General features: G+C 69.2%; 21 protein-coding genes. 9 read left to right on the forward strand and 12 right to left on the reverse strand.

From position 1 onward, the window contains the following. Nucleotides 1–16: 16 nt before the first annotated feature. The 5 genes from ACFC1J_RS15070 to ACFC1J_RS15090 form a co-directional block, all read right to left on the reverse strand. A complete protein-coding gene (locus tag ACFC1J_RS15070) occupies nt 17–844 on the reverse strand; it encodes a carbohydrate ABC transporter permease (RefSeq protein ID WP_375907656.1) in 828 nt (275 codons plus the stop codon). Continuing rightward, nucleotides 841–1,794 (reverse strand): carbohydrate ABC transporter permease, encoded by a 954-nt coding sequence (locus ACFC1J_RS15075; protein WP_375907658.1) that lies wholly within the window; start codon nt 1,792–1,794, stop codon nt 841–843. The genes ACFC1J_RS15070 and ACFC1J_RS15075 overlap by 4 nt, the downstream gene beginning before the upstream one ends. 6 nt (nt 1,795–1,800) lie before the next feature. After that, nucleotides 1,801–3,114: an extracellular solute-binding protein gene (locus tag ACFC1J_RS15080; protein WP_375907661.1), complete on the reverse strand. Its 1,314-nt coding sequence runs from the start codon at nt 3,112–3,114 to the stop codon at nt 1,801–1,803. Nucleotides 3,115–3,175: 61 nt separating this feature from the next. Next, complete coding sequence (locus tag ACFC1J_RS15085) at nt 3,176–4,660, reverse strand: GMC oxidoreductase (protein WP_375907664.1); 1,485 nt, start codon at nt 4,658–4,660, stop codon at nt 3,176–3,178. A 52-nt stretch (nt 4,661–4,712) separates the two neighbouring features. Continuing rightward, a complete protein-coding gene (locus tag ACFC1J_RS15090) occupies nt 4,713–5,822 on the reverse strand; it encodes a Gfo/Idh/MocA family protein (protein ID WP_375907667.1) in 1,110 nt (369 codons plus the stop codon). 115 nt (nt 5,823–5,937) lie between these two features. Here ACFC1J_RS15090 and ACFC1J_RS15095 point away from each other — a divergent pair, with 115 nt between their 5' ends. From ACFC1J_RS15095 to ACFC1J_RS15105, 3 genes are all read left to right on the forward strand, one after another. After that, nucleotides 5,938–7,152 (forward strand): ROK family protein, encoded by a 1,215-nt coding sequence (locus ACFC1J_RS15095; RefSeq protein WP_375907670.1) that lies wholly within the window; start codon nt 5,938–5,940, stop codon nt 7,150–7,152. A 158-nt stretch (nt 7,153–7,310) separates the two neighbouring features. Beyond that, on the forward strand, nt 7,311–7,937 hold the full coding sequence (locus ACFC1J_RS15100) for a DUF4166 domain-containing protein (RefSeq protein WP_375907672.1): 627 nt from the start codon (nt 7,311–7,313) through the stop codon (nt 7,935–7,937). After that, complete coding sequence (locus tag ACFC1J_RS15105; RefSeq protein WP_375907675.1) at nt 7,934–8,923, forward strand: epimerase; 990 nt, start codon at nt 7,934–7,936, stop codon at nt 8,921–8,923. Before ACFC1J_RS15100 ends, ACFC1J_RS15105 begins: the two co-directional genes overlap by 4 nt. A gap of 46 nt (nt 8,924–8,969) precedes the next feature. Here ACFC1J_RS15105 and ACFC1J_RS15110 read toward each other — a convergent pair whose 3' ends face one another. The 4 genes from ACFC1J_RS15110 to ACFC1J_RS15125 form a co-directional block, all read right to left on the reverse strand. Next, on the reverse strand, nt 8,970–9,962 hold the full coding sequence (locus ACFC1J_RS15110; RefSeq protein ID WP_375907678.1) for an epimerase: 993 nt from the start codon (nt 9,960–9,962) through the stop codon (nt 8,970–8,972). Next, nucleotides 9,959–10,330, reverse strand: a complete 372-nt coding sequence (locus tag ACFC1J_RS15115; protein ID WP_375907681.1) for a PLD nuclease N-terminal domain-containing protein — start codon at nt 10,328–10,330, stop codon at nt 9,959–9,961. Before ACFC1J_RS15115 ends, ACFC1J_RS15110 begins: the two co-directional genes overlap by 4 nt. A 67-nt stretch (nt 10,331–10,397) precedes the next feature. Then, nucleotides 10,398–11,327 carry an aldo/keto reductase family oxidoreductase gene (locus ACFC1J_RS15120; RefSeq protein ID WP_375907684.1) on the reverse strand — a complete coding sequence of 310 codons (930 nt, stop codon included), beginning with the start codon at nt 11,325–11,327 and terminating at the stop codon, nt 10,398–10,400. After that, nucleotides 11,324–11,461, reverse strand: a complete 138-nt coding sequence (locus ACFC1J_RS15125) for a hypothetical protein (RefSeq protein WP_375907687.1) — start codon at nt 11,459–11,461, stop codon at nt 11,324–11,326. Before ACFC1J_RS15125 ends, ACFC1J_RS15120 begins: the two co-directional genes overlap by 4 nt. A 291-nt stretch (nt 11,462–11,752) precedes the next feature. Between ACFC1J_RS15125 and ACFC1J_RS15130 the strand changes: the two genes are divergently transcribed. The 4 genes from ACFC1J_RS15130 (at nt 11,753) to ACFC1J_RS15145 (ending at nt 17,041) form a co-directional block, all read left to right on the forward strand. Then, complete coding sequence (locus ACFC1J_RS15130; protein ID WP_375907775.1) at nt 11,753–13,243, forward strand: amino acid permease; 1,491 nt, start codon at nt 11,753–11,755, stop codon at nt 13,241–13,243. A gap of 203 nt (nt 13,244–13,446) precedes the next feature. Beyond that, the gene (locus ACFC1J_RS15135) at nt 13,447–13,830 is read left to right on the forward strand and encodes a VOC family protein (protein ID WP_375907690.1); all 384 of its coding nucleotides are present in this window, start codon (nt 13,447–13,449) and stop codon (nt 13,828–13,830) included. A gap of 116 nt (nt 13,831–13,946) precedes the next feature. Continuing rightward, nucleotides 13,947–15,626 carry a glucose-6-phosphate isomerase gene (gene pgi / locus ACFC1J_RS15140; RefSeq protein ID WP_375907693.1) on the forward strand — a complete coding sequence of 560 codons (1,680 nt, stop codon included), beginning with the start codon at nt 13,947–13,949 and terminating at the stop codon, nt 15,624–15,626. Between the two features lie 314 nt (nt 15,627–15,940). Then, on the forward strand, nt 15,941–17,041 hold the full coding sequence (locus tag ACFC1J_RS15145; RefSeq protein WP_375907695.1) for a serine hydrolase domain-containing protein: 1,101 nt from the start codon (nt 15,941–15,943) through the stop codon (nt 17,039–17,041). A gap of 66 nt (nt 17,042–17,107) precedes the next feature. Here the strand turns inward: ACFC1J_RS15145 and ACFC1J_RS15150 are convergent, their stop codons facing one another. Both ACFC1J_RS15150 and ACFC1J_RS15155 read right to left on the reverse strand, forming a co-directional pair. Continuing rightward, nucleotides 17,108–18,217, reverse strand: a complete 1,110-nt coding sequence (locus tag ACFC1J_RS15150) for a fatty acid desaturase family protein (protein WP_375907698.1) — start codon at nt 18,215–18,217, stop codon at nt 17,108–17,110. Between the two features lie 163 nt (nt 18,218–18,380). Next, complete coding sequence (locus ACFC1J_RS15155) at nt 18,381–20,501, reverse strand: HelD family protein (RefSeq protein WP_375907701.1); 2,121 nt, start codon at nt 20,499–20,501, stop codon at nt 18,381–18,383. A 233-nt stretch (nt 20,502–20,734) separates the two neighbouring features. On the opposite strand from ACFC1J_RS15155, the gene ACFC1J_RS15160 reads away from it, so the two are divergent. Next, the gene (locus ACFC1J_RS15160; protein WP_375907703.1) at nt 20,735–22,192 is read left to right on the forward strand and encodes an MFS transporter; all 1,458 of its coding nucleotides are present in this window, start codon (nt 20,735–20,737) and stop codon (nt 22,190–22,192) included. Nucleotides 22,193–22,263: 71 nt separating this feature from the next. Next, nucleotides 22,264–22,938: an ArsR/SmtB family transcription factor gene (locus tag ACFC1J_RS15165; RefSeq protein ID WP_375907706.1), complete on the forward strand. Its 675-nt coding sequence runs from the start codon at nt 22,264–22,266 to the stop codon at nt 22,936–22,938. Here the strand turns inward: ACFC1J_RS15165 and ACFC1J_RS15170 are convergent. After that, a complete protein-coding gene (locus tag ACFC1J_RS15170) occupies nt 22,846–23,706 on the reverse strand; it encodes a patatin-like phospholipase family protein (protein WP_375907709.1) in 861 nt (286 codons plus the stop codon). The genes ACFC1J_RS15165 and ACFC1J_RS15170 overlap by 93 nt on opposite strands. Between the last annotated feature and the right edge of the window lie 3 nt (nt 23,707–23,709).

A 23,709-nucleotide genomic window follows, 5' to 3' on the forward strand; every position in this document is an offset into this window, starting at 1 on the left:
GGGTCCTTTCGACGGGTCACTTCAGTCCGGTGGCGGCGACGCCCTGGATGAAGTACTTCTGCAGGAAGAGGAACAGGATGAGGATCGGCAGCAGGACGACCATCGCACCGGCCAGCAGCAGGCCGAACGACACCGTGTTCGACGCCTGCGACGCCACGGACAGTCCCACGGGCGCCGTATAGGTGGCCTGGGACTGCGCCACGACCAGGGGCCAGAGGAAGTTGTTCCACGAGGAGAGGAACGACAGGATGGCCACGGTCGCGAGTCCGGGACCGGTGAGCGGGAGGAAGATGCGGAAGAACAGCCGCACCTCCCCCGAGCCGTCCAGGCGCGCCGCCTCCATGAGCTCGAACGGCACCGAGTGCGCGAACTGCCGCATGATGAACACGCTCAGCGGCAGCACGAGCACGGGCATCACGATGGCGGTGAGGGTGTTGACCAGCCCCATCTGCACCACCACGATGAACTGCGGCACGAACAGCGCCACATAGGGCACGATCATCGAGACGATGACGAGCGGGAAGACGAACCCGCGTCCGCGGAAGCGCAGCTTCGCGAGCGCGTATCCGGCCATCGCGCTGAAGATCACGTTGCCGACGACGGCGACGGCCGAGACGATGATGCTGTTGAGCATGTAGTTGCCGAACCCGCGCTCGGCGAACAGCTGCACGTAGTTCTGGATCTGGAACGACTCGGGGAACCAGGCTCCTGGACTGTGCAGGAACTCGGACTGGGTCTTGAACGACCCGAAGAGCACCCACACGAACGGCAGCAGCATGAAGGCCGTGATGATGGCCAGGGCGGCGTAGGCGAGCGCCTGACGCGTCGGCGAGAGCGTTTTCAATGTTTCGGCCTCAGCATTCTGAACTGGACGATGGCGACGATGCCAACCAGGAGGAGCAGGAGGACGGATCCCGCCATCGATGCGGAGATGTTGCCGAACCCGAACTGCTCGTACACCCAGAGCGCGATCGACTTCGTCGAGCCGAGCGGACCGCCCTTGGTGAGGAGGTAGGGCTCCTCGAAGATGTTGAGGAACGACACGGTCTGCAGCACGGTGACCAGCAGAGTGGTCGGCCGCAGCAGCGGCAGCGTGATCGACCACAGTGTGCGCCAGCGTCCTGCGCCGTCGGTCGAGGCCGCCTCGTAGATCTCCTCTGGCACGGCCTGCAGGCCGGCGAGGAACAGGATCATGCAGGTGCCGGCGGTGCGCCACACACCCATCATGACGACCGTGGTGATCGCCCATCCCGGGTCGCCCAGCCAGTTCGGCTGAGGGAGCCCCAGCGCACCGAGCGAGTTGTTCACCGGTCCGGTGATCGAGAACGCGTACTGCCAGATCACGGCCGCCGCGACGATGTTCGTGATGACCGGCACGTACGCCGCGGCGCGGAAGAACGTGCGCAGCCGGCGGATCGCACTGTTCAGCATCAGGGCGAGCGCGAAGCCCAGCCCCATGCTCAACGGCACGCAGAGCACCACGAACATCACGGTGTTCAGGAAGGCGCTCTGGAAGCCGGGATTGCCGATGATCTTGAAGAAGGCCTCGAACCCGGTGAAGTTCACCCCGAACGGATCCCGGATGTCCCGGGCGGTCATGTCGGTCAGGCTCGCGCTGAGCGCGAACACGGCCGGGATTCCCGTGAACAGCGCGAACAGCACCAGGAACGGGGCGAGGAACGTCCATGCCGTGATCGCTTCGGCCCGGGAGCCCTCGTGCGCTCTCCTGGTGCCCCGGAGGCGCCGGGAAGGCACCTCCGGGGCGACAAGGGCACGGGTTGCCGTGGAGGTCATGACGTCCTACTTGCCTGTCCCGATCGACTCCGCCTGCTTCTGCGCCTCATCGAGCGCGTCCTTCGCGGACGTGTTGCCGCGGACGACCTTCTCGATCTGCTGGCCGATGACGTCGCCCACCTGGTTCCAGGTCGCGACCTTGGGGAGGTTCACACCGGTCTCGAGACCGGCCTTGACCGTCTCCAGCACCCGGTCGCCCTTCATCGCGGGGTCGTCCCACGCGGCCTTGAGCGCCGGCATGTTGTGGAAGATCTGGTACCACTTCACCTGGCTCTGCGGCGTCGACATGAACCGGGCGAACTTCCACGCCGCGTCCTTGTTTTTGGAGTCCTTGGGAACGAACCAGCTGCCGCCGCCGACCGTGGTCGCGGTGTCGCCGCTAGGACCGGTCGGGGCCACCGCGAGGGACAGGTTCTGGTCGGCCCAGCCCTTCCCGTTCGCGTCGTCGAACCAGCCGATGAACCAGGGACCGCCGTCGATGATCGCGGCGTTCTTCCCGGTCGTGGACCAGGAGACCGTGTCGAGGAACGCGGGCCCGTCCGGCGAGGCGAGGCCGTCCTTGATCAGGCCGGACCAGTACTCGAGCGCCTCGACGTTCTCCTTGGAGTTGATCGTCCAGGTCTTCTGGTCGTCCGAGATGAACCCTCCGCCATTCTGCTTGGCGAAGGTCAGCAGCTGGCGTGCCGTGTACGCGTCGTAGTTCACGTAGAGGGCGAGCGGGTACTCGACGCCGGAGGCCTTGAGCTTCTCACCGAAGGTGCGCATGCTCGCCCAGTCGGTGGGCGCCTCGACGCCCGCCTTCGCGGCCAAGTCCTTGCGGTAGATGGTCATGTCGGCGTAGGCGTACCAGGGCACGCCGTAGGCCACGTCGTCGACGACCGAGTTCTCCCAGATCACCGGGAAGAAGTCATCGGGCTTCACGAGGCCGTCCGGCACCGGCTCGAACCCCCCGGTCGCCAGCAGCGCCGACTGGGACTCGGTGAACGAATAGATGAGGTCTGGCACGGTGCCGGCGGTGATCGCCGCGGTCATCTTGGAGATGAACTCGGCCTCCGGGACCTGGGTCATGTTGATGGTGACGTCGGGGTTGTCCTTCTTGAACTCCGTGAACATGTCCGGGAGCTTGGCGCCGTCGGCGCCCTGCGTCCAGATCTCCACGGTTCCCTTGGCCGGCTTGTCGTCGATCTTCGCGCCGCCGCCGCTGCCGGCCGCGCCGCTGTCGCCGCTGCGGCCGCAACCGGCCAGCAGCAACGCGCTCGAAGCGACGAGGGCCGCGCCGAGCAGCACCGCTCGGCGAGACCGTGAGGGTGTGATGTGCATCGCTCTCTCCTGTGATGATGGGTGGTGTTTCGGGTGGTGGATCGCCCGTGCGGGCATCCGGTCAGAGCGCGGCCGACACGGCGCGCGCGATGCGCACCGAGATCGTGGCGCCCGTGAGGGTGGCGTTGCAGGTGAGGGCGGTCGGGATGACGCCGTTCCCTGCGAGATAGAGGTTGTCGAAGCCCCAGACGCGCCCGTCCGTGTCGACCACGGAGGTGCCGTCGTCGACGGGGCCCATGCGCACGGTGCCCGTGTAGTGCAGCGAGGCGCCGGCGGGGAGGATCTCGGAGTCCTGCGCGGGGAAGACGCCGATCGCGTTCGCCGCCGCGCGCTGCACGTCCATCGTGCGGCGGATCTCGGCCAGGTCGGCCTCGGAGTATGAGAAGCGCACGGTCATGTGCGGCAGGCCGAGGGCATCCGTGCGGTCGTCGGAGAACTCGATCCGGTTCTCCGGGCGGATCTCGGTGGCGCAGTACCAGCCGACGCCGAGCACATGCTGCCCCTCGAACTCGCGCTCCATGAGCTGTCCGTGCGCGGGGCGCGCGACACCGATCGACGGGCTCCAGTACGAGCCGATGAACGGCTCGCCGGCCGGCGGCACCGGGATGTCGGCGGCGGTGAGGCCGAACCGGGCCGCGTCGATGACGACGTCGCCGTCGATCGAGGCGTGCTCGTTGAGCCGCACGCCGAGGGCCTCCGGCCTGATCCCCGAGGCCCAGAGCAGCTGGGGCGTGCGCAGTGCGTCCCCGGCGACGAGCACGACCCGTCCGCGGAAGGATTCCTCGTCCCCGGTCGTGAGATCGCGGCCGACGAGCCCGGTCGCCCGAGTGCCGTCGTGCTCGATCCGCGTGACGAGCAGTCCGGTGCGCAGCGTCACGTTCGGCTCGCTGCCGTCGAACAGGTACGGGGCGATGTCGCGCGGGCCGGTGCGGGCGAACGGACGGTCCCGGTGCGGGATGCCCGCCATGGGCATGTACCCGAACTGCCGCTCGGGATCCGGGCTCGGCACGGCGTCGCGGAGCGCGGCGAACATCGGCTCCGTGAAGGGATTGTCGACGAGCGGTCCGACGTAGGTGCGCAGCAGGCCCCGCGCGCTCTCGAGATCCTCGTCCCACTGCTCACGCGGCAGGAAGTCGGGGATCTCCTCGGCGTAGGGCCACGGGGTGGCCGCGGTCCAGTGCACGCCCATGCCGCCGATGTTCCAGGCGACGGAGGCCCCGGGGAACTGGGCGAAGTTGTGTCCGAGGAACGCCGCGGGGAAGATGCCGGTGTCGTCGGCCGTCCACCCGTCGCCGTCGAGCTCGTTCATCGAGGCGGCGCCGCGGACGTACTCGATCTGCCGCGCACGGCGCATCAGATCCTCGTAGGAGGCATTCATCGCATTCTCGTCGACCTCGACGAGGTGCTCGCCGTCGACGCCGGTGATCCGAGAACCCGCCTCGACCACGAGGATCGACGCCTCCGGGTTCTGCTCGTGCACCCGGCGTGCGATGATCGCGCCGTTCGGACCGGATCCGACGATCACGAGATCGTATTCGTCTGACATTGCTTCTTCCTCTTCTTCGGTTCAGGAGCTCGTGGGGGTAAGCGGTCGGGGGTCAGGGCGCCTCGGCCGGGACCTCGACCCAGCGCTCGTCACGCGCAGCGAGGAGCACGGCCTCGGTCAGCTGGGCCGCACGCACCCCGTCGTCGAAGGTCGGCAGCCCATCCGGCTGCTCCCCGCCAATCGCGGCGTAGACGTCGGCGACGAAACCGTTGAACGCATCCTGGTAGCCCTGCGCGTGCCCGACCGGGAGCCGGGAGAACCGGGCGACGCCGGGATGCGCGGTCTGCGGATCCCGGAACAGCTGCCCGTTGCCCTCCCTGCGACCGATCCAGAGCTCTTCAGGACGCTCCTGGTCGAACCGGATGCTCTCCCGGGTGCCGTGCAGCTCGAGCGTGAGCGCGTTCTTCCTGCCCGCCGCCATCTGCGAGACGAGCAGCGTGCCGATCGCCCCCGACGCGGTCTCGACGAGGATCGCGACCGCGTCCTCGTTCTGCACCGGACGCCCACCGCGCTCGGCGAACGCCCGCCGCGTCCGCGCGGTGAGCCGCACGATCCGCTCTCCCGCGACGAACTCGAGAAGATCGCACAGATGCGACCCGATGTCGGCGAACGCACGAGACGGCCCGCCCTCGTCCGAGGTCGCCCGCCAATCGTCATCACTCGGCAGCAGCATCCAGTCCTGCAGATACCCGCAGTCCACGGTCAGCAGCGCCCCGATCTCCCCCGCCAAGACACGGGCGCGGGCCTCGCGCACCATCGGGTGATACCGGTACACGAACGGCACCGCGGCGACGACGCCGTGCTCGCGGGCGGCGGAGGCGAGCGCCCTCGCGTCGGTGAGAGACGTCGCCAGCGGCTTCTCGCAGATCACGTGCTTGCCCGCCTCGATCACCCGCAACGCCAGCGGCGCATGCGTCGAGTTCGGCGTGCAGACATGCACGACCCCGCTGCTGCCCGCCAGAAGCTCGTCGATCGTGCCCGCACGCTCGACGCCGAGCTCGGCCGCCGCGACAGCCGCCCGCTCCGGCGAGGAACTGGCGATATCGGCGAGGACCGCACCCGCAGCACGCGCCGCCCTGGTGTGCGCCTGCGCCATGAATCCCCCGCCGAGGAAGCCGGATCGGATCGTCCCGAGACCGGTCTGAGTGACCTCCGTTGTCATGCCGACGATTCTGACACGGATCGACACCCTTTTGTCAAGCATTAGTCAAAAGTCTTTTCGCAACCGACAGATGTCGCTGTCCGACTCGGCAATTGCCGTGTGGTTTACTGACCCTATGAGCGACCCCGACCGGCTGAACGGCGGCACCTCGCCGGGTGCGGGCGACATGCTGCAGCTGCTCCTGGACGGCCAGGCGCGCACCAAGGCCGACCTCGCGCACCTCACCGGTCTCGCCCGCTCGACGGTCTCGGCGCGCGTCGACGCTCTGCTCGCCTCGGGCCTCGTGGTGCCCGCGGGCGAGGGCCTGTCGACCGGCGGGCGCCCGCCGTCGCGGGTGGCGTTCAATCCCCGCGTCGGCCTGGTCCTGGCCGCCGACCTCGGCGCCTCGCACGCGACGGTCGCCGTCTCCGATCTCGGCGGGCGGATCCTGGACAGCACGACGCGGCCGCTGCGCATCGCGGACGGCCCCGCCGCCGTGCTCGATGGCGTGCTCACCGACGGCCGCGCGCTGCTCGAGGCCGAGGGCCTGGGCGACATCCCCCTCGTCGGCATCGGCATCGGCGTGCCGGGCCCCGTCGAGCACTCGACAGGCCGGCCGTACAACCCGCCGATCATGCCGGGCTGGGATCGGTTCGACGTGCCCGGCTACGTGCAGCGCACCTTCGACGTGCCGGTGCTCGTCGACAACGACGTCAACGTCCTCGCACTCGGCGAGCAGGCCACGAGCTTTCCCGACGTCGAGGATCTCGTGTTCGTGAAGGTCGCCACGGGCATCGGCGCCGGGATCATCGCCGGCGGAAGACTCCAGCGCGGCGCCCAGGGTTCGGCGGGCGACATGGGGCACGTCAAGGTGCCCTACTCCCCCGAGTCCTCGCACGCCCCCGGCGAGGACCGGGATCTCGAGGAGCTCGCGAGCGGAACCGCGATCGCCACGGCGCTGCGGGCACAGGGACTCGACGCGGTCACGAGCTCGGACGTCGTCGAGCTCGTCCGCAATGGCAACCCCGCGGCGATCGAGGCCACCCGGCAGGCAGGCCGTGACGTCGGCGAGGTCCTCGCGACGTTCGTGAACCTGCTCAATCCGTCGGTGATCGTGCTCGGCGGCAGCATCGCACGCGCCGGGGAGCACCTTCTCGCGGGTGTCCGCGAGGTGGTCTACCGCCGGTCCATCCCCCTCGCGACGCAGCATCTCGCGATCGTGCAGACGCACGCCGGCGAGAAGGCGGCCGTGCTCGGTGCGGCGATCATGGTGGCCCGCCACATCCTCTCCTCGGCGAACGTCGACGCGTACGTCGCGCACGCGACGACCCGCGCAGACGCCGGCCCCTGACCCGCCCTCGACAGAACCCGCGAGACTTCAACTGGGCGACGAGACTGCAGCTTTTGCGCGCAGTCTCGTCGCCCAGTTGGAGTCTCGCGGACCCTGCGTTCGGGAGAGGGCGCGAGAGCGTTCGTATTTTTTTTGAACATGTTCGATATGCTGTGGTCGTGACTGAGGATCCTCGCTCCCCCTACGCCGCGGCGCTCGGTGCGCGTGCGGAGGAGCTGCATCCTCGCCTGCGGCGGTACTTCGCGGCGATCCCCTCGGGCGAGGTGGGCGTCGGGCACGGCGTCTTCGAGCGGGTCGGCTGCCGGAACCCCGTGGTGCGGGCGTTGCTCAGTCCGGCTCTGCGCGCGCTGCAGCGCCATGGCGCGGTCTACGCCGGCTGGGCGGAGGACGTCCCGTTCACGGTGCGCAACCGCGACGACGAGGGCCGATCCGCGGAGCGCACGCTGCACCTCCCCGGCGGGGACTGGACCATGCGCGATCGCGTGCGCGCCCTGCCGCACGGCCGGATCGTGGACCGCCTCGGGCGCCCCGGCGTGCTCGCGGCCATCTTCGAAGTGGCGCCCTCCGACGGCGCCGTCGAACTGCGCAGCACCCGGGTGAGCGTGCGGGTGGGGAGACGGCGGATCCGGTTCCCGCGGTGCATCGCTCCCCGGATCCGCCTGGTCGAGAGCGCCGACGACGACTCCGGTCTGCAGCGGGTCGCCCTGTCCGTGGACGTGCCGCTGATCGGTCGCATCCACGAGTACGCCGGGACGTTCCGCTATGACATCGAGGAGGACGCATGACCGAGCACGCGCACGACGGCACCCGCGGCAGGGTGGTGCTGGGCGGATCCACGGGGTTCATCGGCCGTGACCTCGCGCGGCGCTGGCGCGACGCGGGGCGCGAGGTCGTCACGATCTCGCGCCACGACGCCGATCTGGCCTGGGAGGATCAGGCCGGGATCGACGCGGCCGTCGACGGCGCGAGTCTCGTCGTCGGGCTCGCCGGCAAGAGCGTGAACTGCCGCTACACGCCGTCGAACAGGGCCGAGATCTTCCGGTCGCGCGAGTGGACGACGGCAGCCCTGCGCACCGCCGTCGAGCGCGCAGCGACGCCTCCCCCGCTCTGGGTGAACTCCTCGACCGCGACGATCTACCGGCACGCGGAGGATCGCCCGCAGACGGAGTCGACCGGGGAGCTCGGCACCGGCTTCTCGGTCGAGGTCGCGAAGGTCTGGGAACGCGAGCTCTTCACGGGAGACCTGCCCCGCACGCGCCGCGTGGCGCTGCGCACCGCGATCGTACTGGGCGGCGGCGGCGTGCTGGGCACGCTGCGGACGCTCGCGCGCTGCGGGCTCGGCGGCACCCAGTACGACGGGCACTGGCCCGTCGGCCGCGCCCGACGCGAGGCCGGGACGGGACAGGACTTCCGCGCCCGCGGCGGGCGGCAGCGGTTCAGCTGGGTGCACCTGGACGACGTGGCGGGGATCATCGCCTTCCTGGAACAGCATCCCGAACTGGAGGGGCCCGTGAACGCCGTCGCGCCGGGGGCGAGCGACAATCGCACACTCATGGCCACGATCCGGCGCGCCCTCGGGGTGCCGTTCGGCCTGCCGCAGCCGCGCTGGATGCTCGAGCTCGGTGCGATCGGGATCCGCACCGAGACGGAGCTGATCCTGAAGAGCCGGTGGGTCGCACCGGAGCGGCTGCTCGACGCCGGATACGTCTTCGCACACCCCGCCCTCGAGGAGGCCGTCCTGGCGTCCTTCGCCCCGTCTTCCGCCCGCTGACCCGTCATTCGGCGGGCCAGCGGGCCTCGGCGCGAGGCTCCGGCGATCAGCGCCCGCGGATCTGGCGCACCGCGCCGTCCAGCTCGGGGAACCGGAACACGTATCCGGCGTCCTCGAGCACTTGCGGCAGCACCCACCGGCTCTTCAGGATCAGCTCGGACTCGGTGCGCAGCACGGCCATCCCCGGCTCCAGCACGAAGCGGGGCGCAGGAAGTCCGAACGGCGCGCGCACAGCCCGGCGCAGCGTGCGCATGAGCTCGATGTTCGTCACCGCGTTCGGCGACGCCATGTTCACCGGGCCCGCGATGTCGTCGTGGTCGCGGAGGAACCGCACCGCCTGCACGAAGTCCTGCTCATGCATCCAGCTCAGCCGCTGCCGACCCCGCGAGTGCGCGTAGTCGGGGCGCGCGGGCTCGGTGGGATGGGAACCGATCCCCCGATAGCGCCGGTGCGGGAACCACCATCCGTCGTACTGCGGGCCGCCGAGCCCCAGCCGCGCGAGGCGCAGCAGCATCGTCATGACCGGGGCGCCCCGGCCGAGCACGAGCGACGTGCGCAGGGCGATCCGGCGGGTGCCAGGCAGCTCCCCCGCGTACAGCGCCGCCTCCCACTCCCGCGTCACGTCGGGCGAGAAGCCCCTCTCCTCGAGCGGATCCGCCTCGGAGCGCGGCGTGTCGAGCGAGTAGCGGTAAGCGGTCGCGGAGCTGCCGTTCATCCAGACGGCGGGCGGGTTCGCCGCCGTCGAGATCGCGTGGTGCAGGGCCGCGGTGGTCCGCACGCGCGAGCGCAGGATCTCATCGCGGTTGCGGTCGGTGTAGCGGCAGTCGATGCGCCGCCCGGCCAGGCCGATCACGAGAGCGGCGCCGTCAACCAGGCGCAGGATCCCGGCCTCGTCGTCCCAGCGCGCATCGGCGTCGCCGCCGCGCCCGATCGTGCGCACGTCGTAGCCGTCGAGCCTCAGCGCGTCGCGCAGGGCGGTGCCGAGATAACCGCTGCCGCCGCCGATCACGGCGCGGGGACCGCGCGGTGCCGTGCTCATTCGGCTCCCGTCTCTCCCTGTTGCTTCTTGCGCTTCTCGATCTCCGCGCGCAGCCGCCACTCCTCGATCTCGCGATCCAGGTCGGCGATCTGCTGCTCGGTGCTGCGCGTGTCGGCGGGCTGCGACGGCGCGGCGGGGGCAGGCGGCCCCGACCGGCGCTCGCGAGGCCGCGGCAGCCGGATCCCTTCCCCGTCGTACTCCCGTCCGACCAGGAACCAGATCAGGGATCCGGCGAGCGGGACGATGATGACGAGGATGATCCAGAACACCTTGGGCAGGTGCTTCACCTGGTCATCGCGCCGCGTGATGATGTCGATGAGCGCGCCGATCATCAGCATCAGCACGAGGATCGAGAACACCAGGCCCATGCCGACAGCCTAGGAGATCACGGACGCGCCCCGGCCACTCCCCTTACGGCAGGGTGTGTCCGGCGGCTTACGGCAGGGTGTGTCCGGCGGCGCGGAACAGCTCGTACCACTCCGCACGGCTGAGCTCGACATCCGCTCCCTCCGCGGCTTCCTGCACGCGTGAAGGGGTGGTCGTGCCGAGCACCACCTGCATGCCCGCGGGGTGCCGCGTGATCCAGGCGGTGGCGATGCCGATCGGGGTGACGCCGTGCGCCGCCGCGATCCGGTCGATCGCCGCGTTGAGCTCGGGATAGGCCGGGTTGTCCAGGAAGACGCCCGTGAAGAAGCCCGCCTGGTACGGCGACCAGGCCTGGATCGTGATGCCCTCGATGCGGCAGTACTCCACGATCCCGCCGCCGTCGCGGACGATGCTCTGATCGAGGCCTGCCATGTTCGCCGCGAGCGGCTGCGCGATGGTCGGCGCATGCGTGATCGACAGCTGCAGCTGATTCGCGACCAGCGGCTGGGTCACCGCGGTCTTCAGCAGGTCGATCTGGCGCGGGGTGTGGTTGGAGACGCCGAACGAGCGCACCTTGCCCGAGGCGTGCAGTTCGTCGAAGGCGCGGGCGACCTCCTCCGGCTCCACGAGGGCGTCGGGGCGATGCAGCAGCAGCACGTCGATGCGGTCGGTGCGCAGCGCCGTAAGCGAGCCCTCGACCTGTCGCATGATGTGCTCGTAGGAGAAGTCGAAGATCCCCTCCGAGGGCACGATGCCGCACTTGGTCTGCAGCATGATCTCGTCGCGCTCGGCGGCGGACAGCCCGAGCGCCGCGCCGAAGCGGTCCTCGCAGACGTGCATCGCCCCGCCGTAGATGTCGGCATGGTCGAAGAAGTCGATCCCGTTGGTGCGGGCGGTGTCGTACAGCTCACGGATCTGCGCGTCCGTGCGGCCGTCGATGCGCATCATTCCCGCGACGACCGCCGGGGCGGATCCGGATCCGAATCGGATCTGCTTCATGCCCTGCTCTCCTCCTGCGCAGTCCGCTGCGCTGTGTGCGGAGCGGCGTTCGCCGCCCCCTGCCCCGCCGCCCGCGCCGCGAACGACCGGCAGTCCTGCTCGGCCAGGGCGGCGTAGGCGTTGGCCCCGCTCACCAGGATATCGGCGAGCTGCCAGGTCCTGCACGCCGCGAGCCCCTCCGCGCGGAGAGCATCGTGTCACCGACGAGGTCGGTCTCGATCATGACTCATCCTCTCCCTCCGCCGGTTCGTTCGTTGCCCTGCGCACCACCTGCGGGGGATGATCTCCGATGCACGATTGATCGGCTGTCGGCCCCGGGGCGGCCCAGAGGAAAGGCATCGCAGATGAGCGATCAGAACCCCGGCCGCGCCGTGGATCCCGAGGACGCCCTGGAGAACGAGCGCGAGCTCACCGGCGACCGCCTCATGGCGGTCGAGGACTTCTCGAGCGAGGACGCCGGCTACCACAAGGCCCTCAAGCCCCGGCAGATCCAGATGATCGCGATCGGCGGCGCGATCGGCACCGGCCTGTTCATGGGCGCGGGCGGACGCCTCGCCTCCAGCGGTCCCGCGCTGATCCTCGTCTACGCCGTCTGCGGCTTCTTCGCGTTCCTGATCCTGCGCGCGCTCGGCGAGCTCGTGCTGCATCGCCCGTCGTCCGGATCCTTCGTCTCCTACGCCCGCGAGTTCTACGGCGAGAAGTTCGCCTTCGCGAGCGGCTGGCTGTACTTCCTGAACTGGGCGATGACCTCGATCGTCGATGTGACCGCGGCAGCGCTGTACGTGAAGTTCTGGGCGCACTACTGGCCGCCGCTGCAGGCCGTACCGCAGTGGCTGATCGCGCTCATCGCACTGCTCGTCGTGCTCACGCTCAACCTCGTCAGCGTCAAGGTGTTCGGCGAGATGGAGTTCTGGTTCGCGATGATCAAGGTCGTCGCGCTCGTCGCGTTCCTGATCGTCGGAACGGTGATCCTGATCATGCAGGGGTCGACGGACGTCGGTCCGACCGGCTTCTCGATCATCGCCGACCACGGCGGAATGTTCCCGATGGGTCTGTTCGCACCACTCATCGCGATCTCCGGCGTGGTGTTCGCCTACGCGTCGATCGAACTCGTCGGGACGGCGGCCGGAGAGACCGCGGAGCCCGCCAAGATCATGCCGCGTGCGATCAACACGGTCGTGATCCGGATCGCGATCTTCTACGTCGGCTCGATCCTGCTGCTCTCGCTGCTGCTGCCCTTCAACGCGTACAAGGCGGGAGAGTCGCCGTTCGTGACGTTCTTCTCGCACCTCGGCGGTGCCGAGACCGGGGCCGTGGCCGGCTCGGTGATGAACTTCGTCGTGCTCACCGCCGCGCTCTCCAGCCTCAACGCCGGCCTGTACTCGACCGGACGCATCCTGCGCTCGATGTCGGTGAACGGCTCGGCTCCCCGCTTCACCGCCCGGATGAGCCGCAACGGCGTGCCGTACGGCGGGATCCTGCTCACCTCGGTCATCACGCTCGCCGGCGTCGTGCTCAACGCCGTCGTCCCGTCGCAGGCGTTCGAGATCGTGCTCGAGGTCTCCGCGCTGGGCATCATCGGCGGCTGGGCGACGATCGTCCTGTGCCAGTTGCGGCTGCACGCCCTCACGAAGAAGGGGGTGCTGCGGCGCTCTTCGTTCCGGATGTTCGGCGCTCCCTACACCGGGTACCTCACCCTGGCGTTCCTGGTCTTCGTCCTCGTCACCATGGGGTTCACCGAGACGGGTCGCTGGGTGCTGCTCTCCCTCGTCGTCATCATCCCGGCGCTCATCGTCGGCTGGTTCGCCTCCCGGCGCCGCATCATCGCCGCCGCCGAGGAGCGCGAGGGCTTCACCGGCATGCACTCCGTGCTCCCGCACCGCCAGGCGACCGAGGCCCTGCGCGACGACGACTGACCCGGTCGCAGGCTCGTTGCGTCGAGGCCCCCTCGCAGGATCCGCGCCTCCCCGCAGGTGCGTGCGCCCGCGGGGGCGCGGACGCTCAGAGGGGGCGTCGGACGCTCGTCAACCGGTGCACCCCGAATGTCCGAGGCCCGGCGTAACGTCCGGAGGGACGGCGGATCCACCGCCAGGGGATTCTCACCGAAGGAGCGTGCAGCATGGACTGGAAGATCGAGCTCATCTTCGTACCGGTCACGGACGTCGACCGATCGAAGGAGTTCTACGAGCGGATCGGCTTCCATGCCGACCACGACCAGACGCCGTTCGAGGGCCTGCGCTTCGTGCAGATGACCCCTCCTGGATCCGCGTGCTCGATCGCGTTCGGGACGGGGCTGGGCGAGCACCGCATCCAGCCCGGCCAGCAGAACATGGTGCAGATCGTGGTGCCCGATGCGGACGCGGCGCTCGCGCAGCTCCGCGCGGTCGGCGTGGACGCGCAGGGGGTCGACGAGCAGGCCTGGGGCCGCTTCGTCACTTTCGACGACCCGGACGGCAACACCTGGACACTCCAGCAGCTACCGGACCGCAGCGGTCAGGCCTGATCCGAGGCCGGGGCGGGGTGCCGCGCGCACCTCGCTCCCCCGCACTCATCCGGTCGGCATGACGGGCGGTCGGACATCATCGGCGCACGGAGACCATCCCGCGCTAGCGTTGACCCATGACCTCCCCGATCGACGCCACCACGACGCCCGCCTGGACCGATCTCACCGCTCTGCGGGAGTCGTTCTCGCCCGATCTGCGCGGCTGGTTCGCCGCCGATCCTGCGCGCGTGGAGGGCCTGACGTTCGATCTCGCCGACCTCCGGGTCGACCTGTCCAAGAACCTCGTGACGGCGGAGATCCGCAGAGCCCTGGTGCGTCTCGCCGAGCAGACCGGCGTCGCGGAGCGATTCGCCGCGATGCTGGCCGGAGAGCACATCAACACCACGGAGGACCGCGCCGTGCTGCACACGGCCCTTCGCCGCCCCGCGGACTCCTCCCCCGCGCTGGTCGTGGACGGCCAGGATGTGGACCACGACGTGCACGCGGTCCTGGACGCGCTGAGCACCTTCGCCGACCGCGTGCGCTCCGGCGACTGGCAGGGCGTGACCGGCAAGAAGGTCACGCACGTGGTGAACATCGGGATCGGCGGATCCGATCTCGGCCCGGTCATGGTCTACGAGGCGCTCAAGCCCTATGCCGATGCCGGGACCCAGGCCCGCTTCGTCTCCAACATCGATCCGACCGACATCGCGCAGAAGACCGCGGATCTGGATCCCGAGACCACGCTGTTCGTCGTCGCCTCGAAGACCTTCACCACGCTCGAGACCCTGACCAACGCGCGTCTCGCCCGCGACTGGCTCTGGGAGCACCTCGCCGCCGCCGGTGTCGATGTCGCGAGCGACGAGGCCCGCAGCGCCGCGGTCGCGCACCACTTCGTCGCGGTCTCCACCGCGCTCGACAAGGTGGCGGCATTCGGCATCGACCCGGCCAACGCCTTCGGGTTCTGGGACTGGGTCGGCGGCCGGTACTCGGTCGACAGCGCGATCGGGCTGTCCCTGGCGATCGTGCTCGGCCCTGACGCGTTCCGCGAGCTGCTCGCCGGATTCCACGCCGTCGACGAGCACGTGCGCACCACACCCCTGGACCGCAACGTCCCGGTGCTGATGGGTCTGCTCAACGTCTGGTACACGAACTTCCTCGGGGCGCAGTCGCACGCGGTGCTCCCCTACGCCCAGCAGCTGAGCCGGTTCCCCGCCTACCTGCAGCAGCTCACGATGGAGTCGAACGGCAAGTCCGTGCGCTGGGACGGGTCGCCCGTGACGACCGACACCGGCGAGGTGTTCTGGGGCGAGCCCGGCACGAACGGCCAGCACGCGTTCTACCAGCTGATCCACCAGGGAACCCGTCTGATCCCGGCCGACTTCATCGCCGTCGCCAACCCCGCCTACCCGCTCGCCGACGACGGTCGCGACGTCCACGGCCTGTTCCTCGCGAACTTCCTCGCGCAGACCAAGGCGCTCGCGTTCGGCAAGACCGCCGAGGAGGTCGAGGCCGAAGGCACGACCGGCGCGCTCGTGGCCGCGAGGACCTTCGCCGGCAACCGCCCGACCACCTCGATCTTCGCCCCTGCGCTGACGCCGGCCGTGCTCGGCCAGCTGATCGCCCTGTACGAGCACATCACGTTCACGCAGGGCGCGATCTGGGGGATCAACTCGTTCGACCAGTGGGGGGTCGAGCTCGGCAAGCAGCTCGCCCTGCAGATCGCGCCCGCGATCGAGGGCGATCAGGATGCGATCGCCGCGCAGGATCCCTCGACCCGTGCACTGCTCGCCTACTACCGCGAGCAGCGCCGCTGACGTCGGGGAGCGGTCAGAGCAGATCCTCGTCGGTCGTCGGACCGGTGCGACGACCGCGCCGCACGAGCAGCAGGATCAGGCTCAGCAGGAGGACCACCGCCCCGGCGAAGACGACGATGCCCGTTCCGTTCCGACGCCCATGAGGAGCGTCTCCGTTCGGTAGCGGGATGCCGCACGAAGCGACGCCAGGCCGGATTTCGAGGAACTCCCTGGGCTTGACAACCGGTCGCTGCGGGCTTCGCGCCGAGCCTCCGCATAGAGTGGTCCGGGACTACCCCGTACCACGACGCCTGCGGACGTGAAGGAGCCGGACGATGACGACGGAGTTGCAGGAGATCCTCGACAGGCACGTGGAGAACGGCACCGCTCCCGGAATCGTGGTCGCCGACGGCGATGCGGCGGGACGCCTCGAAGTCCTCTCCTCCGGGAGCCTCGCATCCGACGCGATCGTGCGCATCCAGTCGATGACGAAGCCGGTGCTGGCCGTCGCGACTCTCCGCATGGTGCAGGACGGGCGGCTCGACCTGGACGCGCCGGTGCAGCAGTGGCTGCCGGAACTCGCCGATCGCCGGGTCCTGCGCACTCCGCAGTCGGCGCTCGACGACGTCGTCCCCGCGGAATCGCCCATCACGGTCCGGCATCTGCTCATGAACACCTCCGGCTACGGCATGACGACCGCGCCGGGACCGCTGCAGGACGCGATGGTGCAGAACCGCACCCAGGCAGGTCAGGATCCTGTCGAACTCGGCGCACAGGACTGGCTCGACGCCCTCGCCGATCTCCCGCTGATGTTCCAGCCCGGGGCGGGGTGGCGGTACCACCACTCCTTCGGGATCCTGGGGATCCTCCTCGGTCGCATCGCGGACCGTCCCCTGGCCGGTCTCCTCGCCGACGAGATCTTCGACCCGCTCGGCATGACCGACACGGGGCACTCCGTCCCCCGACAGGACGCGCATCGCCTCCCGGCCGCCTACCGCCATGACGGCACCGGTGCCCTCATCGAGATGGAACCCGCCGGAGACGGCTTCTACCTGGCCCCTGCGCCGTTCGACCTGAGTCACGCCGAGCTGGTCTCGACGGCATCGGACTACGCGGCGTTCGCTCGGATGCTGGCCTCCGGCGGCCGAGCGGGCGACCGGGTCATCGTGCAGCCGGCGCTGCTCGAGCAGATGCGGACCGATCGGATTCCCGCACGTCTCAAGACACCCGATAGCTTCTTTCCCGGTTTCTGGGACGGCATGGGCTGGGGGTACGGCGTCGCCGTGCAGACGGCCGGTCCCCACCAGGGCCGCTACGGGTGGTCCGGAGGGCTCGGCACCGACATGTACGTCGACCTGGACGGCTCGTTCCGAGTGATCCTCACCCAGGTCGAGATGGGCGCGGAGACGATGGCGCTCTTCGCGGATCTCGCCTGAGCGTCGTTCCGCGAAGACGCCGGACCGCGCGGCGGCGACCGCCGCGATCGGGCCGAGACGCCGGGATCAGGCTCGTCGGTACTGTCCGACCATGGGGCAGTCGAACGGATCCCGCGCGGCGAGGCCGACCCGGTTGAGGTAGTCGATGACGATCGCGTACGACCGCGCGAGGGACGTCTCCGTGTAAGGGACGTCGTGTGTGGCGCAGAACTCCCGGACGATCTCACTCGCGCGGGCGAGGTGCATCCGGGACATGTTCGGGAAGAGATGGTGCTCGACCTGATAGTTCAGGCCGCCCATGAGCCAGGTGGCCCACCATCCTCCACGGATGTTGCGCGAGGTGTACACCTGCTTGGAGAAGAAGTCGAGACGTGCGTCCGGAGCGATCACGGCCATGCCCTTGTGGTTGGGAGCGAAGGACGCCCCCATGTACACGCCGAAGACCGCGAGCATGACGCCCAGGAACGCGGCGGCCTTGCCGAGCGGGAGCACCAGGAAGATCGGCGTCAGCACGAGGGCGAAGCGCACGGCCAGCATCCAGATCTCGGTCCACCGGCTCTTCACCGGCTCACGGCTCGCGAGGTGCTTGAAGCCGAGATAGTGCAGGTTCAGCCCCTCGAGCGTGAGGAGCGGGAAGAACAGCCACCCCTGCTTGCGGGTGATCATCCGGCGCAGCCCCCGCGCCTGAACCGCGTCTTCCTCGAGGAACGAGATCGTGTCGACCTCGATGTCGGGATCCTTGCCGACGCGGTTGGGGTTCGCGTGATGACGGCTGTGCTTCGAGTCCCACCACGAATAGCTCATCCCCACCACGGCGGCCAGCACTCGGGCGAGTTTGTCGTTGGCCGGCCCGGAAGCGAGGATCTGCCGATGCGCGGCCTCGTGCGCCAGGAAGGCCACCTGCGTGAAGAGGATCCCGAAGACCCCGGCGATGAGCAGCTGGAACCAGCTGTCCCCCAGGAGCACGAATCCTGTGATGGCTCCGCCGAACGCGATCGCGATCGCCGCGGCGACGAGGATGTAGAACCGCGGGGTGCGCTGCATCAGCCCCATCTCGCGGACGACGCGCGACACCTCGACGAACGCACGAGCCACGTGCGGGAAGTCCTCCTTGCGGGCGTAGGTCTGTCGGACGGGGCCGAGACGCGAGGGGACTTCAGTCTGTACGGATGACATCGATGAGCGCCTTCCCTGGTTCCGGCGGAGGCCGGAGCTGGAGCCAAGGGCGGACGCCGATCGCTGGCTCTCACGCTACGCGCTTCCATATGCGTGGAAGGGCATGGGACGCCTGTGCATCCACCTCGAAAACGCCCTGCGGGAGGAGCGTTCTCGCCGGTGTTCATTCCGGAGCCCCGGACGCGCCGGCGGGGGCGATCGTGACGATGAAGAGCCGCTTGGTCGCTCGCGTCTGTGCGACGTAGAGGTCTCGGAGGCCGGCATCGCTTTCGGCCTGGATCTCGTCCGGTTCGATGAGGACCACGGTGTCGAATTCCAGGCCTCGCGCATCCGCGGCCGCGACGACTGCTGTCTCGTCTGCGAAGGACTCGCGCTCGATCCTGCGTGCGTGCCGGGACGCAGCGATGACGCCGATGAGCCCGTCCGGGTCGTCGTTCCGGAGTCGGGCGATGAGGTCACCGATGGCGGCATCGAGATCACCGCCGGCAATCGTGATGCGGGTCGGCGGCTCGCCGTGGCGGATCGAGCGCGAGAGGTGCTGCGATGGGGCGATGCGGGCCAGAACGGGGGCCGCCGCTTCCAGGATCTCGGCGGTCGTGCGGTAGTTCACTGTGAGCGTGTGCTGGACGTATCGGTCGGCGACGAAAGGTCGCAGCGCGTCGTCCCAGCCCGTGATCGTGGTCGTCGGTCCGGCTTGTGCAGGATCCCCGACGATGGTCATCGAGCGGTTCGGACAGCGGCGCATCAGCATCCGCCAGTCCATCTCGGAGAGCTGCTGAGCCTCGTCGATGACGACGTGCCCATAGATCGTCTCAGGGAGCCCGTCGACGAGAGCACGCGCTTCGTCCCACAGCGGGAGGTCGGCGCTGCTCCACCCGGCCTCGACGCCTGCGACGGTCGAGGCGATCTGCTCCTCGGTGAGCTCGGGACAGGCCTGGGCGAGCGTGTCGCTGTTCGCGAGCAGGTCGCGCAGGACGTCCTCCGCGCGGAGCCTCGGCCAGAACTCGTCGATGATCCTGTCGACACCAGAGTCGTCGAGGAGATCCTCGCGGATGCGATCCCAGTCGATGCCCGACTCGTCGGCCGAATCGAGTTCGTCCGGGGCGGGATCTCCGGCGCGCCGTGCGAACATCCGGTCGAGGTCGATGCCGTTCACCTCCTTGAGCTCGTCTTCGAAATCCGACATCTCCTTCGCCGTCTGCTGCTCCAGGTCGTTGACCAGTTCTTCGACGACATGCTCGACGAAGAGGGCCCGGCCGCGGTTGTGACCGACACCGCCTTGAAGAGCGCCGCGTCGCGCGGCATCGACACGGGAGGCGTCCAGCACAACCCGACCGAGCGCGGTGCTGAGCGGCAGCGGCACATCGTGCGGCTGCCGCTCTCGCACCCGATGCGCGATCGCTTCGGCCATCCGGTGTCGTCCTTTTGCACGGGCCACGGCTTCCGGCTCGGTTCTGGTCGCCACGACGCCGACGAGATCCGATGCCGTCGCCAGCTCGACATCGTTCTCCCCGAGCGACGGCAGCACGTCGGAGATGTACGCCAAGAAGCGCTTGTTGGGACCGTGGACGAGCACTCCACGTCGGGCGATCGCGGGAAACGCGTACAGCACGTACGCCGCCCGGTGGAGCGCGACGATCGTCTTGCCAGTTCCGGGGCCGCCATCAACGACCATCACACCTCGGTGCTCGGATCGGACGATCTCATCCTGTTCTCGTTGCAGCGTCGAGGCGGCTTCACGCATGCGCCCCGTCCGCGCCCCGCTCAAGGCTGACGCGAGCGGACCGTCGCCGACGACGTCCGCGGCGGTAGGGGCGGTCTCGTCGAGGATCTCGTCGGTGACGTCGATGACTCGACGGGCTTCGACACGCAGATGCCGGCGGCGCCGCAGCCCCAGCGGCGCGACCATCGTGGCCGCGTAGAAGGGGCGTGCGGCCTCCGCCCGCCAATCCACGAGAAGGATCTCGCCGGACGCGGAGCGCAGCCCGATGCGGCCGACATGCAGCGACTCGCCACCCGTGCTGTCGATGCGTCCGAAGCACAGAGACCGCTCGGCGAGTCGAAGCCGGCCGAGATCTGTCGCCCATCGGGACAGCGCGGCGTCTTTCGCCCGGCGTGTCTCCGCCCCGTCGACCGGCGAAGCCATGAGCTCCTCGCGTGCCGCGACGCCGGCGGCTGTCTCCGCATCCAGACGCGCGTACATCACCTCGACCATGCGCTGCTCGACGTCGATCTGCTCCGCCTTGGCAGAGACGGTGTTCCTCTTGTCAGGCTCTGTGTTCATGGCGCGTGCTCCCTCGTCCGCGTCAACCCTGGAGGACGAATCGTTCAAGATCAACTTTGACTTCCGTGCCGAGATTTGGCCTCCTGACCGGCCCTTACTGGCGGACCCTTCGAGGCATGAGAACGCCGATCCCGCAACCTCCGCGATGGAGCGATGCCCCGTCGGGGCCCGCTCGCGGGGGAACAGGACCGAATCGACTTGACATATTCTAAATATCTTTAGATTCTTAGTTCATGACTTCTGCGATTCCGCCTGAGACCAAGGCGACCTGGTCCGCCCTCTTCGCCCGCCCCCATCGCGGCGTGGCCATCGTGCTCGCAGGGGGCGTGGCCGTCTATGCGACGAACGTCTATCTGACCACCACCCTCCTCCCCAGCGCCGTCCGCGAGATCGGCGGCGAGCAGTACTTCGCGTTGGCCATGTCGGGGTTCCTGATCGCCTCGGTGATCACGTCGATGTTCGTCCGCCGCGCGATCGATCGTCTGGGCCCCTTCGGCGCCTACGCCATCGCCCTGTCCGCGTTCGCGGTCGGCAGCGCCGTAGCGGCCCTGGCGCCGACGATGACGGTCTTCCTCCTCGGGAGGGTGCTCCAAGGGCTCGGCGGCGGCCTCATCACGGGACTCGGCTTCTCGATGGTTCGGTTGGCGATGCCCGAGAACCTGCGTAGCAGGGCGATCGGACTGGTGTCGGCGATGTGGGGCGTGGGCAACATCGTCGGCCCGCTGCTGGGGGGCCTCTTCGCCCAGCTCGACGCCTGGCGGGCCGCATTCTGGCTGCTCGTCGTCTTGTGCCTGCTCCTCCTGCTCCTCGCGTATCGTTCGCTGCCGACCCGTGATCGGCGCAACCCCACGGGACGGATCCCGCTCGGATCCTTGATCTTCCTCACCCTGTCCGTCGCATCCGTCAGCGCGGGCTCGATCGTCGAGGTGCGATGGGTGAGCTGGTCGCTGTTCGATATCGGGCTGCTCGCGCTCGTCCCCTTCGTACTCACCGATCGCCGAGCCCGCGAGGGTGTCCTGCCGCAGTTCACCTACGCCCGCGGCTCGGCGCTCAAGTGGGTCTACATCGGCCTTGCTCTGCTGGTGATCGGATCCACGATCGAGACCTACATCCCCTTCTTCGGGCAAGCGCTCGGCGATCTCTCCCCGCTGTGGGCCGGCCTTCTCGGCGCCGTCCTGTCCTGGGGATGGAGCCTCGGAGGCATCCTGAGCTCATCCATCGAGCGCCCGCGGCTGAAGGCCTCTGCCCGCATCGTCGGACCCGTCGTGCTGGGCATCGGCCTGGCCGTGTACGGACTGCTCCAGGTGGCCTCCCCCACGATCGCCGTCATCATCTGGTGGTACGTCGTGCTCTTCCTCGCCGGACTCGGAATCGGCATCGCATTCGTGCACAACGTGACCGCGGCCATGTCCAGCACGGATGATCCCGAGGAGGCCATGCAGGCATCCGCCGGCGCGAACTCCGTGCAGTTGATCAGCACCGCGTTCGGGGCCGCAGTGACCGGGTTCGCCGTCAATTTCAGCATCTCTTCCGGCGACGCATTCGCATCCCGCACGCTGGCGTTCGTCATGGCCTCCATCGTCCTGCTCGGCGCCGTGCTCACCGCCAGCACCATCCGGCGAGGTCGCTCCGCGACGATGTCCGGCCTCATCTCCGAGAGCACATCCGCCGCTTCCGAGAGCACATCGTGATCCGCTTGCGCCCGGTCGACGTCAGGTCCAGCCCCGGCCGCTCGCCCGCTTCTCTGGATACCCTTGGAAGCATGCATGCGGAAGGCTCTGACGAACTGGTGACCTTCGCCTCTTTTGCCGAGCGTCCCGTCTACGAGGCCCTGGCCGAGGTCGGCAAGGCGGTCGGCAACGCGATCCGCCTCCGGCTCCTGGACGCGCTGCAACAGGGAGAGCGCACGGTGGAGGACCTCGCCGAGTTCGCCGGCGTCCCGCTGAAGAACACCTCCGCTCAGCTCCAGATCCTCCGAGCGTCTCAGCTTGTGGTGAGTCGTCGCGCGGGCACACGCGTGATCTATTCGGTTCCTCCGGCTGTCGGCGCGCTCATCGCCCACCTGGAGGCGTTCAGCCAGGAACACGTCGCCCGCGTCCGCGACGAGCTCTCCTCCCATTTCGCCGGCCATCCGTGGGTCAACCCCGTCAGCGTCGCCGAGCTCATCGCCCTCATCGCGGACGGCGCCGTCACCGTCGTGGATGTGCGCAGCGAGGATGAGTTCCACCGCGGACACATCGAGGGGGCCGTCTCGATTCCGCTGCCGGAGCTCGCGGACCGCATGGCCGAGCTCTCCCCGCACTCCCCTGTGGTCGCCTACTGCGAAGGCCCGTATTGCCTGGCCTCACCGCGTGCTGCCGAGCAGCTCGCCGCCGCCGGGTACACCGCGATGAACGTCAGGGGCGGGTACACAGCCTGGAAGCGCGATCGCTCCTAGTCCCGATGGAGCCCGGGCCGACAGCAGATGGCCGTCGCGGCGCGCGGCATCCAGAGCCTCCTCGGCGGCCCGGCGGCCCTCGGCAATGAGCCGAGGGACGTCCTTCATCACCCACTGCGCCATGCGCTCCATCTCCGGCTGGATGAGGATCACGGTCGGGTCGGCGACGAGGTCCGCGGTCGCGGTGACGGTGCGCATCATGCGCACGTTCTCCCACTTGGCATGCAGCCGCACGACGATCGTGCGCTCCGCGCCGAGTGCCCGGGTCACGGAGTCCGGGACGTTGTCGATCATCCCGCCGTCCGCGAGCAGGGCGCCGTCTCGGCGGACCGGCGGCAGCACCCCTGGCACGGCGATGGTGGCACGAAGGGCGGCGCTGAGGGGTCCGCGGTCGAGGATCACGCCGCGGCGCGCGCGCAGATCCGTCGCGTAGGCGCCGAAACGCCGTGGCAGATCCTCGATGAGGGGATCGTGACCGAGGATGCGGCGGATCGCGTCGGTCACCGCGTGCGTGTCGAGCAGACCCCAGCGCGGGCGCAGGGACCAGCGGGCGATCGCGCCCCAGCGGAACCCGCGCACCGCGCGCTCGATCTCATCGGCCTCGAATCCGGCCGCGTACGCGGCGCCGAGGAGGCCGCCGGCACTCGTCCCGGCGACGATCCCAGGGCGGATGCCGCGCTCCGCGAGCACCTGCAGCACGCCGGCCTGAGCGGCGCCATAGGCACCGCCGCCGCTCAGCGTCAGACCGAGCGTGGGATCGTCCGCCACGTT

Origin of the sequence: Microbacterium sp. NPDC056052 (assembly GCF_042266785.1) — a bacterium.
Classification (GTDB): Bacteria; Actinomycetota; Actinomycetes; order Actinomycetales; family Microbacteriaceae; genus Microbacterium.

Coding starts and splice junctions, on each gene's coding strand:
- ACFC1J_RS15075 (WP_375907658.1), bottom strand. CDS start 1,794: ATGACCTCCACGGCAACCCGTGCCCTTGTCGCCCCGGAGGTGCCTTCC.
- ACFC1J_RS15080 (WP_375907661.1), bottom strand. CDS start 3,114: ATGCACATCACACCCTCACGGTCTCGCCGAGCGGTGCTGCTCGGCGCG.
- ACFC1J_RS15085 (WP_375907664.1), bottom strand. CDS start 4,660: ATGTCAGACGAATACGATCTCGTGATCGTCGGATCCGGTCCGAACGGC.
- ACFC1J_RS15090 (WP_375907667.1), bottom strand. CDS start 5,822: ATGACAACGGAGGTCACTCAGACCGGTCTCGGGACGATCCGATCCGGC.
- ACFC1J_RS15095 (WP_375907670.1), top strand. CDS start 5,938: ATGAGCGACCCCGACCGGCTGAACGGCGGCACCTCGCCGGGTGCGGGC.
- ACFC1J_RS15105 (WP_375907675.1), top strand. CDS start 7,934: ATGACCGAGCACGCGCACGACGGCACCCGCGGCAGGGTGGTGCTGGGC.
- ACFC1J_RS15110 (WP_375907678.1), bottom strand. CDS start 9,962: ATGAGCACGGCACCGCGCGGTCCCCGCGCCGTGATCGGCGGCGGCAGC.
- ACFC1J_RS15115 (WP_375907681.1), bottom strand. CDS start 10,330: ATGGGCCTGGTGTTCTCGATCCTCGTGCTGATGCTGATGATCGGCGCG.
- ACFC1J_RS15120 (WP_375907684.1), bottom strand. CDS start 11,327: ATGAAGCAGATCCGATTCGGATCCGGATCCGCCCCGGCGGTCGTCGCG.
- ACFC1J_RS15130 (WP_375907775.1), top strand. CDS start 11,753: ATGGCGGTCGAGGACTTCTCGAGCGAGGACGCCGGCTACCACAAGGCC.
- ACFC1J_RS15135 (WP_375907690.1), top strand. CDS start 13,447: ATGGACTGGAAGATCGAGCTCATCTTCGTACCGGTCACGGACGTCGAC.
- pgi (WP_375907693.1), top strand. CDS start 13,947: ATGACCTCCCCGATCGACGCCACCACGACGCCCGCCTGGACCGATCTC.
- ACFC1J_RS15145 (WP_375907695.1), top strand. CDS start 15,941: ATGACGACGGAGTTGCAGGAGATCCTCGACAGGCACGTGGAGAACGGC.
- ACFC1J_RS15150 (WP_375907698.1), bottom strand. CDS start 18,217: ATGTCATCCGTACAGACTGAAGTCCCCTCGCGTCTCGGCCCCGTCCGA.
- ACFC1J_RS15155 (WP_375907701.1), bottom strand. CDS start 20,501: ATGAACACAGAGCCTGACAAGAGGAACACCGTCTCTGCCAAGGCGGAG.
- ACFC1J_RS15160 (WP_375907703.1), top strand. CDS start 20,735: ATGACTTCTGCGATTCCGCCTGAGACCAAGGCGACCTGGTCCGCCCTC.
- ACFC1J_RS15165 (WP_375907706.1), top strand. CDS start 22,264: ATGCATGCGGAAGGCTCTGACGAACTGGTGACCTTCGCCTCTTTTGCC.